Annotated in this window: 11 protein-coding genes; 10 read left to right on the top strand and 1 reads right to left on the bottom strand. The window is 71.2% G+C overall.

Features of this window, described 5'->3' with window-relative positions:
- Positions 1 to 573, bottom strand: coding sequence for a TetR/AcrR family transcriptional regulator (locus tag ACZ5GH_RS02990; RefSeq protein WP_387747635.1), 573 nt, complete (start codon positions 571 to 573; stop codon positions 1 to 3).
- A gap of 189 nt (positions 574 to 762) precedes the next feature.
- Between ACZ5GH_RS02990 and ACZ5GH_RS02985 the strand changes: the two genes are divergently transcribed.
- The 10 genes from ACZ5GH_RS02985 (at position 763) to ACZ5GH_RS02940 (ending at position 12,428) form a co-directional block, all read left to right on the top strand.
- The gene (locus ACZ5GH_RS02985) at positions 763 to 2,286 is read left to right on the top strand and encodes a flavin-containing monooxygenase (protein WP_464333326.1); all 1,524 of its coding nucleotides are present in this window, start codon (positions 763 to 765) and stop codon (positions 2,284 to 2,286) included.
- Entirely contained in the window at positions 2,283 to 3,242 is a 960-nt protein-coding gene (locus ACZ5GH_RS02980) for an alpha/beta hydrolase (RefSeq protein WP_464333325.1), read from the top strand. Before ACZ5GH_RS02985 ends, ACZ5GH_RS02980 begins: the two co-directional genes overlap by 4 nt.
- 79 nt (positions 3,243 to 3,321) lie before the next feature.
- A complete protein-coding gene (locus tag ACZ5GH_RS02975; RefSeq protein WP_464333324.1) occupies positions 3,322 to 4,878 on the top strand; it encodes a GMC family oxidoreductase in 1,557 nt (518 codons plus the stop codon).
- A gap of 80 nt (positions 4,879 to 4,958) precedes the next feature.
- Positions 4,959 to 5,792 carry a phytanoyl-CoA dioxygenase family protein gene (locus ACZ5GH_RS02970; protein ID WP_387747641.1) on the top strand — a complete coding sequence of 278 codons (834 nt, stop codon included), beginning with the start codon at positions 4,959 to 4,961 and terminating at the stop codon, positions 5,790 to 5,792.
- 13 nt (positions 5,793 to 5,805) lie between these two features.
- Positions 5,806 to 6,225, top strand: coding sequence for a RidA family protein (locus tag ACZ5GH_RS02965; protein ID WP_387747643.1), 420 nt, complete (start codon positions 5,806 to 5,808; stop codon positions 6,223 to 6,225).
- A 222-nt stretch (positions 6,226 to 6,447) separates the two neighbouring features.
- Positions 6,448 to 7,803, top strand: a complete 1,356-nt coding sequence (locus tag ACZ5GH_RS02960; protein WP_464333323.1) for a flavin monoamine oxidase family protein — start codon at positions 6,448 to 6,450, stop codon at positions 7,801 to 7,803.
- Positions 7,804 to 8,328: 525 nt separating this feature from the next.
- Positions 8,329 to 9,228: a D-alanyl-D-alanine carboxypeptidase family protein gene (locus tag ACZ5GH_RS02955; RefSeq protein ID WP_464333322.1), complete on the top strand. Its 900-nt coding sequence runs from the start codon at positions 8,329 to 8,331 to the stop codon at positions 9,226 to 9,228.
- Positions 9,229 to 9,407: 179 nt separating this feature from the next.
- Positions 9,408 to 10,268 carry an endonuclease/exonuclease/phosphatase family protein gene (locus ACZ5GH_RS02950; RefSeq protein ID WP_464333321.1) on the top strand — a complete coding sequence of 287 codons (861 nt, stop codon included), beginning with the start codon at positions 9,408 to 9,410 and terminating at the stop codon, positions 10,266 to 10,268.
- A 125-nt stretch (positions 10,269 to 10,393) separates the two neighbouring features.
- Positions 10,394 to 11,161 carry a response regulator transcription factor gene (locus tag ACZ5GH_RS02945; protein ID WP_464333320.1) on the top strand — a complete coding sequence of 256 codons (768 nt, stop codon included), beginning with the start codon at positions 10,394 to 10,396 and terminating at the stop codon, positions 11,159 to 11,161.
- Positions 11,162 to 11,165: 4 nt separating this feature from the next.
- Positions 11,166 to 12,428 (top strand): sensor histidine kinase, encoded by a 1,263-nt coding sequence (locus tag ACZ5GH_RS02940; RefSeq protein WP_387747653.1) that lies wholly within the window; start codon positions 11,166 to 11,168, stop codon positions 12,426 to 12,428.
- Positions 12,429 to 12,491: the final 63 nt, after the last annotated feature.

The raw sequence follows: 12,491 nt of genomic DNA, 5'->3' as shown, positions 1-12,491 counted from the left end.
TCACCTGTCGGCATCAGTCGCGTAGGAGGACAGGTAGGCGGCGACGAGGCGTCGGGCTTCCTCGATCACCTCGTCGTCGCCGCCCGGAGTGCTCCGGAACGCCACCTCGAAGAGCTGGTAGCCGGCGGCCCAGGCGAGCCGCACCACGAGTCGCGGGGTGTCGGCGGCGATCAGCTTCCTCCCGACGAGGAAGTGCCAGAACCTGTCCGCCTGCGACTCGTCGAAGCTGCGGACGAGCTCTTCCAGGGCCCGATGGCCCATCGCGAACCACAGCTCGACGCAGCTCGGGCGCCGGCGGAAGAAGTCGCGCATGAGGTCGATGACGCCCTCGACGGCGTCTCGAAGCGTGCGGGGTCCGGGCCTGGCCAGCTCGGTACCGATGAGCGCGTCCATCTCGCGCACATGGCCCCGCATGAGCTCGATGTCGACCTCGTGCCGGTCGGAGAAGTAGTGGTAGACGGAGGCGGTCGGAATGCCCGCCCGTTCGCCGATCGCCTTGAGCGTGGCGGCCTCGTAACCCTGCTCGCCGAGCAGCGCCTCGGCGGCATCGAGGATCGCTCGTCTGCGCTCCATCCCACGGCGCTGCGCCCCGCGTGGGCGACGGGTTGTCGGTGCTGACGATTCCATCTCGAACACGATTCGAGATCGTATCAGCGCCACTCGACCGTCCGCCCTGTCGAAGGCATTGACAGTGCTTGAATCCCTTCTAAACTCGAAGTCGAGTCGACTTTCATAGTTCGACACTCTGGGCGGGAGCCGCACGTGCAGATCACGACCACCGGCAGGACGTCACCCCCCGCGGACGTCGATGTGCTGATCATCGGCGCCGGCATCTCGGGAATCGGGGCGGCCTCGCACCTCAGAACCCTCCACCCCCTGAAGTCGTTCGCGATCCTCGAGGCACGCGAATCCATCGGCGGCACCTGGGACCTGTTCAGGTATCCCGGCATCCGTTCGGACTCGGACATGCCCACCTTCGGCTTCGGTTTCAAGCCGTGGACTCACCGCAAGTCGATCGCCGACGGGCACATCATCCTGGACTACCTGCAACAGACCGTCGCCGAGCAGGGGCTGACCGAGACCATCCGCTTCGGATACCGCGTGCTCGGCGCGGAGTTCTCGTCCGAGCAAGGACGGTGGACCGTCACCGCCCGGCATTCCCCCACGGGTGAGACAGCCGAGTTCACCGCACGATTCCTCTTCCTGGGCACCGGCATGTACGACCACGACGCCGGCTTCACACCGGAGTTCACCGGCGTCGAGGACTTCGAGGGGCAGGTGGTCCATCCCCAACACTGGCCGGAGGGCCTGGACTACGCGGGCAAGCAGGTGATCGTGATCGGCAGTGGTGCCACGGCAGTCACGCTGGTCCCGTCGATGGCCCGCACGGCCGGGCACGTCACGATGCTCCAGCGCTCGCCGGGCTACATCCTCTCCTCACCCGCCGAGGACAAGATCGCCAACGCGCTCAGGCGAATCCTCGGCCACGAGCGCGCACACAAGGCCGTTCGGCGCAAGAACATCCTCCTCACGCGCGGGGTCCACAAGGTGTCCCTGCGTGCCCCGAAACTGATGCGCAGGCTGCTGATCGCCAACGTGCGCCGCCGGTTGCCCCGGCACTTCGACGTCGACACCCACTTCACCCCTCGTTACAACCCGTGGGAGCAGCGGCTGTGCGTGGTGCCCGACGGCGATCTGTTCAAGGCGCTCTCCGTCGGCCGGGCATCCGTGGTCACCGACCACATCGAGCGGTTCACGAAGACGGGCATCCTGCTGAAGTCGGGCCAGGAGCTGGCCGCGGATCTCATCGTGACCGCGACCGGGCTCGTCATGTCGCCCTTCGGCAAGATCAGGTTGAGTGTCGACGGCCGGCCCGTCGATCCGTCCGCGACGACGTCGTACAAGGCGATGATGCTCTCCGGCGTGCCGAACCTCGTGTTCGCCCTCGGCTACACGAACCTCTCCTGGACGCTCAAGGTCGACCTGGTCAGCGAACACTTCTGCCGACTGCTCGACCACATGGACTCCCACGACTACGCCACCGTCGAACCGGTGCTGGACGATCCGTCCGTGGAGCGGGTGCCGTACATGGACCTGGCCTCGAACTACGTCCGGCGGGGCATCGGGGCGTTCCCGCGCGCGGGGACCAGTGGCCCCTGGACCGTCGAGATGGCTTACGAGAAGGACGTCAAGCGGCTGCGCGAGGGGCCCGTCGACGATCCGGCCCTGAGGTTCACCGCCGCCGGGCCGGTGCCGTCGGCCTCCCGACCGAGGGGAGCGCGATGAAACACGACATCACGTTCACCAGTCACGGCGTCAGCTGCGCCGCCTGGCACGTGCCGGCCACCACTGACGCCCTGGCCGGTCAGGCGGGGCGGCCCTGTGTGGTCATGGCGCACGGCTTCGGCGGCACCCGCGACAGCGGCCTGCTGAACTACGCCGAGCCCTTCGCCGCCGCCGGCATCGACGTGCTCGCCTTCGACTACCGCGGCTTCGGGGACTCCGGGGGCGCACTCCGCCAGGACGTCTCGGTCCGCCGCCAGCGGCAGGACTACCACGCGGCCCTCGCGGCCGCGCGGCGCCTGCCGGGCGTCGATCCGGACCGGATCGCGGTGTGGGGGGTGTCGTACGCGGGCGGTCACGCCCTCGTGGTCGCGGCACAGGACGCCCGTGTCGCCGCGGTCGTCTCCCTGACTCCCGTGACCGACGGCCTCGCCTCCTTGGCGCAGGTCGTACGCCACGCCGGGGTCGGCCGGTTGTTGCGGCTGGCCGGTCACGGATTGCGTGACGCGGCTCGCGCGCTCACCGCGCGAGCCGCGCACCGCGTGCCCGTCGTCGGGGAGCCCGGTGTCCTGGCGATGATGAGCGTGCCGCGCGCGGAGGAGCTCTGCGCCTCGTTCGCCGGGTCGGCCTTCCGCAACGAGGTGTGCGCCCGCGCCGCGCTGAAGGTCGGGTTGAACCGGCCCACGACCTTCGTCGGACGCCTGGCGTGTCCGATCCTGGTCCAGGTCGGTACGCACGACCGCATCGCACCGCCCGCCGCGGCACGCCGGACCGCCCGCAAGGCCGGTCGGTGGGCGCAGTTGCGCGAGTACCCCGTCGACCATCTGGACGTGTACGCCGGGCCGGGGCAGCGGCGGGTGCTGGCCGACCAGCTCGCCTTCCTCACCCACACCCTGGATCCGGCTGGGGCACCCCCGCCTCCGGTGCGGCACCGGGCTCCCCGGGCTCCCCGGGCGTAGGAACCGTCCGGTCCTGGGCACCCAACCTTCTTTCACCGCAACGTCGTTCGCCCCACACATTCTTCGTTCAACGGACGGGATGAGCATGTACGACTACGTCATCGTCGGCGCCGGATCCGCGGGCTGTGTCCTCGCGGCGCGGCTGTCGGAGGACCCTGAGGTCCGGGTGGCCCTGATCGAGGCCGGCGGCCCCGACACGGCTCAGGAGATCCACATCCCGGCCGCCTTCCCCCAGTTGTTCAAGTCCGGCCTCGACTGGGACCTGGACACCGACCCGGAACCGGGCCTCGGCGGGCGGCGGGCCTACCTGCCCCGGGGCAAGGTGTTCGGCGGCTGCAGCTCGACCAACGCGATGATCTACATCCGCGGCAGCCGTGCCGACTACGACGGCTGGGCCGCGGCAGGGGCGACCGGCTGGTCGTACGACGAGGTGCTCCCGTACTTCAAGCGCGCCGAGGACAACGAGCGCGGCGAGGACCACTTCCACGGTGCGGGCGGGCCGTTGACGGTCAGCGACGGAAGGTCGGGGCATCCGCTCTCCTCGCTCTTCGTGCAGGCCGCCCAGCAGGCCGGGTACAAGGCGAACGACGACTTCAACGGCGAGGACCAGTTCGGCGTCGGGCGCTACCAGCTGACGCAGCGGGGCGGCCTGCGCTGCAGCGCGGCTGTCGCCTACCTGCACCCGGCCCTCGACCGTCCGAACCTCACCGTGCTGCCTTCGGTCCTCGCCCGACGCGTGGTCATCGAGAACGGCCGGGCGGCGGGCGCGGAGGTGGACCGCGGCGGTGCCGTCGAGGTGGTTCGCGCCGAGCGCGAGGTGATCCTGTCGGCCGGCGCCTACGAATCCCCGAAGCTGCTGATGCTGTCCGGGATCGGCCCCGCCGACGACCTGGTCGCCTTCGGCATCGACGTCGTGCGGGACCTCCCGGTCGGCCGGGGCCTGCAGGACCACTACATGGCGATGCTGAACTTCCGCACCGACGCCGAGTCGCTGATCAGCGCGGCCACCGCCTCGAACGCCGCGCTGCTGCAGAGCGAGGGGCGCGGCCCGCTGACGTCCAACATCGGCGAGGCCGGCGGATTCTTCCGCAGCCGTCCCGAACTGGAGGCCCCCGACGTGCAGTTCCACGCCGCGCCCGTGCTCTTCCACCAGGAGGGGCTCGGCGCGGCCCCCGAGCACGGCTTCGCCTTCGGCCCGTGTGTGCTCGCCCCGACCAGCCGCGGCGCGGTGACCCTGCGCTCGCCCCGCCCGGACGCCGCGCCCCGGATCGTTCACAACTACCTGGCGACGCCGCAGGACCGGGACTGCATCGTCGCCGGGGTCCGGATCGCCCTGGACATCGCCGAGCAGCAGGCGGTGACCGACGCCGTCACGGGACCCTTCGAGGCGCCGGCCCCCGGTTCCCCCGACGCCGACATCCTCGACTGGGCGCAGCGGATCGGCCAGACGCTGTTCCACCCGACCTCGACCTGCGCCATCGGTTCGGTCGTCGACCCCGAACTGCGCGTGTACGGCGTGGCAGCCCTGCGGGTCGTCGACGCCTCCGTCTTCCCGACGGTACCGCGCGGCAACACCAACGCCCCAACGATCATGGCCGCCGAGAAGGCGGCCGACCTCATCAGGGGAGTCGTGTGACCGGCGATCCTCCGGGGCCTCGGATCCTCCCCCGGGGCCCCCACCGTTCGCACGACTCCCGTTACGAGAAAGGACCACACATGGACGAGTCAGTGCGGGAAGCGTTCCGGAACGACGGAGCCGCCCTGATCAAGGGCTGTCTCGACGACGGTCAACTGGCCAGGTGCCGCGAGGCGTTCGACTGGGCCGTGGCCAACCCGTCGCCGCTCGCGACTCAGCTCCTCGACGGGACCGAGCAGCAGTCGCTCGTCGACAACGCCAACCCGCTCGCCAAGGACCGGCTGGACGATCTGGTGTCCTCGCTGCCCTTCGGCCGCCTGTTCGCCGAGCTGTGGGGCTCGGAGAACGTCTGGTACTTCGCCGAGGAGGTGTTCCTCAAGGCCGGAGGAAAGGGCGGCCGCAGTGCCTGGCACCAGGACACCGCCTACCTGCCGTGGGCCGGCGAGCACTGGGGAAACGCGTGGATCACGTTCCAGCCGCTCTCCAAGCAGTACTCGCTGGAGGTCGTGCGCGGCTCCCACCACGGTGCCCAGTACGACGGCACCACCTTCGCGAACCCCGACGACCCGACCGAGCCCCTCTTCGGCGACGGTTCCCTGCCCCGCCTGCCGGACGTGGAGGCCGAGCGCGCGCTCGACCCCGACGCCTACGACGTGGCCTCGTGGGCGACCGAGCCCGGCGACGTCGTGGTGATCCACCCCCGCTCGCTGCACAGTGGCCCCGCCGTCGACGCCGGCTGCCCGGACCGTTACACGCTGGTCCTCCGCTTCTTCGGCGACGACGCGGTGTTCCGTGCCCTGCCGGACGTGGAGGGGCACCCCTTCGCCCGCAACGGCGTCCTCTTCGTCGAGGAGATGGCGAAGCTCAATCCGGGGGACCCGTTCCGCTCGCCCCTCTTCCGCAAGCTGATCTGAAACGGACCCCGCCATGAGTACGCACGACATGAAGCGTCAGCTGATCAACCCGCCCCCCACTCAGGCGATGTACGAGGCGCTGCACTTCTCGCAGGCGACCCGCGTCGGCGACCTGGTCTGGGTGTCGGGACAGGTCGGGATCGACACCGCCACCCTGACACCCGCCGACGGAGTGGAGGCCCAGACCCGGCTCGCGTTCGAAGGCGTGAAATCCGCCCTCCGGGGCGCCGGAGCGAGCTTGGCCGACATCGTCGAGCTGTCGACCTTCCACACCGACCTCCGCGGGGACATGGAGGTGTTCAGCCGGGTGAAGGACGAGTACCTGCCCGAGCTGTATCCGTCGTGGACCGCGGTCGGCGTGAGCCAACTCGCGCTCCCCGAGCTGGTGGTGGAGATACGGGTTGTCGCCGTGGTCGGCAGCGGCGGCGACTGACGGCGGTGGCTTCCTGATCGTTGCGCGGCGGGGAGTCCCCGGTCGGCCGACGCCCGACCGGCCGCGGGCTCCCCGCCGCCGTGAGGTTCCCCCACGGCTCGGTGGTTGCCGAGTTTTCGGGGCGGAGTCGGTGGGGTGAGTAACAGCCCGGTGCCGGCCGGGCATCCCTCGATTCGTCTTCCAGTTACCGCCGGCCGAGAACAGCAAGAGGAGTCGCGCGTCATGAACACCGTGCAACACATGGACGAGGAGACCTGCGACGTCGTCGTGATCGGCGCGGGAATGGCGGGCCTCATGGCGGCCACCACCCTCGCCGACAAGACCGACGTCAGGGTCCTCGAGTCGGAGGACCGTCCGGGCGGACGGGTCGAGACGGTCCGGAAGGGCGACTACTGGATCAACGTCGGCACCCAGTTCACCGAGGGAACGGGGCCGTTGATCGACGCCCTCGACCGGCACGGCATCGAGATGGGGTCGCTGGCCGGCACGAGTGTGGAGCTCGTCCTCAACGGCACATCGGTCGACACCTCCGATGTGCTCGGCCTCATGTTCCGCACCCGCATGACCGTCATGGACCGGGTCGGTATGGCGTTGGTCGGTGCCCGGATCCTCGCCGCGGTCCCGTTCCTGGAGTCGGAGAGCCGCCTGGCGAAGAAGGTGCGGGCCAGGCTCGACAAGCGCCCCGCGTCGCACCTCCTGCGCGGCGTCCGCTCCGAGGTGGCCCGGGCCATGGTCCGGGCCTGGTCCGCGCAGTGGATGGGGTGCGAGCCGGAGGAGACGGCGGCGACCCAGCTCGTGGCGTCGATCGGAGTCGCTCTGACGGACCCGGCGAAGGTGCCGAACTTCGCCCTGCCGGTCGGCGGAAACCAGACCTTGACCGACATCCTCGCCGCGGACCTCGGCGACCGTCTTCAGCTCGGCTCGACCGTGCGGTCCGTACGGAGGAGCGGCGACGGCGTCGTCGTGGACTACGACGTCGCGGGCCGTCCGGCACGGCTCCGCGCCGCACGCGCCATCGTCTCGGTTCCCAGCGACGTCGCCACGCGAATCCTCCCCGAGCTTCCGCGGGCGCACCGCGAGGCGTTCGACGACATCCGCTACGGCCGGTACGTGGTCGTCGGCTTCTTCACCGACGAAGAGGGCCCCCAGCCCTGGGACGGGCTCCTCGCCGTGTCCACGCCGCAGCTCTCCTTCCAGGCGGTGTTCAACCACGCCGCCGCCCTGCGAAAGAAGGGGCCGCGCAGGCCGGGCGGTGCGCTGGCGTGCTTCGCCGGTGGCGCTTCGGCCGACGCCCTGTTCGAACTCTCCGACGACGAGATCGTCGCCCGGTTCTCCAGGGACCTCCTCTCGGTCTACCCCCGGCTCGACGGGAAGCTCGGGGACGGCATCGTGCGACGCCACCGCCGCGTGGTGCCGTTCTGGGCGCCACGCGGCCGCGAGTCGCTGCCAACGCTGCGCAACCCATGGGGACCGATCCACCTGGCCGGCGACTACCAGCTCGACATGCCCTCGCTAGCCGACGCGGCCACCTCGGGCGAGAACGCGGCGAAGGCGGTTCTCGCAAGCCTGGGCCGCTGACGCTTCAAGGCTGCGGCGGCCGTCATCCGTTCGACCCGCAGCGCTACTGGAGTCGGTCGAGGTCGGCGGGCGGCGGCGTAGGCGCGCTGCCAGGTGATCGGTCCGGCGGGGCACCGCCTGAGGGCAGCCTGTCCATCCCGGTCCGGTCCGGCGGGTCAGGCTTTCCGGCTTTGCAGGGCTGTGGCCCGGTCTGGGGCGCCGGTACACGGTTGATACACGACTGCGTGATGGCGGAAGCCGAGCTACGACCGGGCCGAAGGGCCGGTCGTGGAGTCTGTGGGTCCACCCGGTGGCCACCGCCCCGGGACGTTGTCCCTCTGACTCCGGGAGGCCGTTGTCGTGTCAGTTCCCACACCATCCGAAGACCGAGACCGAGACCGAGACCGGAACCGGGAGCGGCGTTACTCGCCCGGTCGGCTTGCTCCGGTCCGTAGGGGGGCGCTGTGGGCCCTGGCCGTTGTCCTGCTCGCCGGGGCCGGGGCCGGTGGTGGCGCGCTGGCTGCCCGGCAGGGCGGCGACGCGGCCGTGGGCAGCGGCATCCGGGCCGGCGGGGCGCTGGTGCTGCCGGTTCCGGAGGCGATCGCGGCGCTGGGTCTCCCCTGGCCGCAGGAGGGGCAGTCGGCCGTCGCGGCGGCGAAGGTCGGGGTGCTCGGCGTCCAAGGCGGCCGGCAGCCGGTGCCGATCGCGAGCGTGACCAAGGTGATGACGGCGTACGTGGTTCTGCGGGACCATCCGCTCAAGGACGGCGAGGACGGGCCGACGATCACCGTCGACTCGCAGGCCGCCGCCGAGGCGGGTTCGGCGGACGAGTCGACCGCTCCCGTCACGGCCGGACAGCGCCTGACCCAGCGCAAACTGCTGGAGGTGATGCTGCTGCCCTCCGCCAACAACGTGGCCCGGCTGCTCGCCCGGTGGGACGCGGGCAGCGAGGAGGCGTTCGTGTCCCGAATGAACGCGGAGGCCGCCCGGCTGGGGATGACCGGCACCACCTACACCGGGGCCAGCGGCTTGGAGGCCACGACCGTGTCCACCGCCGCAGACCAGCTCAAGCTGGCCCGCGAGGCGATGAAGGAGCCGGCGCTGCGGGCGACCGTGGCCCTGCGCGACACCACGCTGCCGGGCCGGGCCGTGCCACTACGCAACACCAACAGGCTGCTCGACCTGCCCGGGGTAGTGGGTCTGAAGACCGGTTCGACCACCTCGGCGGGCGGAAACCTGATGTGGGCCCTGGAAGTCGCCGACGCCGAGAGCGGCTCGGGGCGCCGGCTCGTCTACGGTGTCGTGCTCGGTCAGCGGGCCGGCGCCGCTCCCGCGGACGGCATGCGGGCGGCTCTGGAGAGCAGCGGCCGGCTCGTGGCCGCCCTGCGGCAGAAACTGCCCGGTGTCCTCCCGGCGCTCGACGGCGGCCGGCGGGAGTGGGCGTGAGCGGGCGCACCGGCACGGCCCCGGCAACGGTCGTCGCAGCACAGGCCCACGAGTCGGGCGACGGCGACGGCCCGCACCGCCGGACGGTTCGCCACCGTCTTCCCCGTCGTCCAACCCTCCGGGACGCCGGGCGGCGCGGGCGGCTGATCGCGGGGTCCGCCGCTGTGCTCGCCGCCCTGATGACGCTGAACCCCTGGCTGCCGAACGGCTCGGTCAACCTCGCCAGCCTCTGGCAGACCGTCCTGCCCTGGTCGGTCCTGGGCATCGTCGTGCTGTTCCTCCTGGCGGCACTGCGGCGCTCCGCCCTGGCCGCGGCGGCCGTACTGCTGCCCGCCCTCGTCTGGAGCGTCCTGTTCGTCCCGGCCGTACTCGACAAGCGCGCGGACGGCGGCGACTTCACGATCGTCAGCCACAACGTCAACGAGGACAACCCCGACCCCGCCCGGACGGCGCGCGCCCTGGCCGGCTCGGGAGCCGACGTCGTGGCGGTGGAGGAACTGGCGAGCCGCGCTCAGGAGACCTTCCGGCGCGAGCTGGCCGCCACCTACCCCTACTCCCAGGTACGCGGCGGCATCGGGTTGTGGAGCAAGTACCCGTTGCAGTCGGTGGAGCCGGTGGAGATCATGCCCTGGACCCGGGCCATCCGAGCCACCGTCCAAACACCCAAGGGCCCCATCGCCCTCTACACAGCACACCTGGCCTCGGTGCGGGTACGCCTGGATGCGGGATTCACCACCATCGACCGCAACGACGCGGCCGCCAAGCTCGCTGCCGCTGTCCGAAGCGAGCCGCTCGCGAGGATCGTCGTCGTGGGTGACCTCAACGGCTCCTTCGACGACTCCGCACTGCGGACGCTCACCGGGCCGCTGCGCTCGGCCCAGCAGGAAGCCGGCGACGGCTTCGGCTTCACCTGGCCCGCGTCGTTCCCGGTGGTGCGCATCGACCAGATCCTGCTGAAGGGCATCACCGCGCGCTCCGCGTGGACCCTGCCCGACACCGGCAGCGACCACCTCCCGGTCGCGGCGTCCCTGCGACTGTGACCGCCCCGCACGTCCGCACCCACCCAACGCGGTGACCCGCACACCACGCCCCCGGAAGCCGCGACCGGCCGCCGACGTGCTGGAATGAGTTCCCCCACCCCCCAGGCGACGACATCGGAGAGCTCTTGTCCGCCACCCGAGTACCCGACACGGTCAACGTGCTGCTCGTCGAGGACGACGCGGTCATCCGCCGCTCCGTCCAACTGGCCCTCGAACGCTACGGCTACCAGGTCGACGTCACCGGGGACGGGCTCGACGGCCTGGACGCCATCCGGACCGGCGCCCATGACGTCCTGATCCTGGACGTGATGCTGCCCGGCCTCGACGGCATCAGCCTGTGCCGGCGCGTCCGCGAACACACCCTCACCCCCATCCTGATGATGTCCGCCCGGGGCGACGCCCTCGACGTCGTGGCCGGCCTCGAGGCCGGCGCCGACGACTACGTGATCAAACCCGTCGACATCCCCGTCCTCGTCGCCCGCATCCGCTCCCTGCTACGCCGCGCCGCCTTCCACGAGCAACCGGCCGCGCGGCCCGCCCCGGAGGAACGAACCGCGCCCGGCGAATCCCACAGCCGGCCCTCGCACTCCGCCGGACAAGAGCCGGACCTGCTCTCCTTCGGCGGCCTCACCATCGACCTGCGTGGTCTGGACGTGTGCCTGGACAGCCGGACCGTCCCCCTCACGCCCACCGAGCTACGCCTGTTGCTGGTCTTCGCGGAGAACCCCGGCACGGTCCTGGACCGCCGCCGTCTGCTGCGCGACGTGTGGGACTACGGCTGGGAGGGCGACACCCGGGTCGTCGACCTGTGCGTGGTGCGGTTGCGCAAGAAGATCGGCGCCGAGCGCATCGAAACCATCCGGGGCTTCGGCTACAAGTTCGTGCGGAGCTGACGCGATGGCCGCACGACGCGTCGGCCCGCGCCTGTTGGACCCGCGCTCCCTTCGCTGGAAGATCACCGCCCTGGTCGCGCTCGCCTGTGGTGCTATCGCCGTGGTGATCGGCGTGCTCGTTCACCAGGCGACCGCGGAGCGGGGCGACCGGATGGGGCGCGACCTGGCGATCGCCCGGCTGGGCTCCGCCGAGCAGGAGTTCTCCCGAACCGGCCGCCGCCCCGACTACGCCTCCCTCCAGCCCAGGACCACCTTGCCCGCACCATTGGCCCAAGCAGTCCAGGACTCGACGGTCCCGGGGGAGTACGCCCTGTGGTACGACGTCAAAGCGCCGAACTGGTACTGGATGTGGGCGGCCGTCGCCGTCGGCGACAACCAGGTGCTCACCGTCCGCACCGACCTGAGCGCCACCGTGCGCAGCCTCCAACTGCTGGACCGCAGCATCGTCAAGGCCGCCCTCGCGGCCCTCGCCGTCGTCGTTCCCGTCACCGCGCTGGCCGCCGAGCGGATGAACCGGCGCCTGCGCCACACATCCCGGACCGCCCGCCGGATCGCGGACGGTGATCTCGACGCCCGCATCGGCCGCCGGGGCCGCGCCCGCGACGAGATCACCGAGATGTCCGCGGCCGTGGACGAGATGGCCGCGACGCTGCAAGAGCGGCTCGCGGCGGAGAAGCGCTTCACCGCCGACGTCGCGCACGAACTCCGCACCCCGCTGATGGGCCTGGTCACCGCCGCCGGACTGCTGCCCGAGGACGATGAGGCCACCGACCTTGTGCGCACGCAGGTCCGCGCCCTGCGCGGCCTGGTGGAGGACCTGCTGGAGGTCTCCCGTCTCGACGCCGGCGCCGAGAGCGCCCGCCTCGACGAGGTACCTCTCGGCGATCTCATCGAGGAGGTGAGCAGGAAGGCCGACGGCAGTGTCCGGCTCCGGCTGACGACACCCGCCACCGTCCGCACCGACCCGCGCCGCGTGGAGCGGATCATCACCAATCTCGTCGCCAACGCCCACCGGCACGGCACCGCCCCCGTCGAGGTCACCGTCACCGGCAGCCGGATCACCGTACGCGATCACGGAGCGGGCTTCCCCGACGCCCTCCTCGCCGACGGGCCGCAGCGCTTCCGCACCGGGGTCGCCGAACGCGGCCAAGGACACGGCCTGGGCCTCACCATCGCCACCGGCCAGGCCGCGGTCCTCAACGCCCGTCTGACCTTCGCGAATGCCCCCGGCGGCGGAGCCGTCGCCACCCTCGACCTCCCCACCTAGTGCTGTGACCGCATAGCTTCGCCGGGTGAACGGTGGGAACAGATGCGGTGGCCCTGAGGAGCC

It is taken from the genome of Kitasatospora sp. Xyl93, assembly GCF_055383135.1.
Note: the sequence above shows the minus strand (reverse complement) of the source record. Positions and strands in the feature narration are given on the sequence as shown.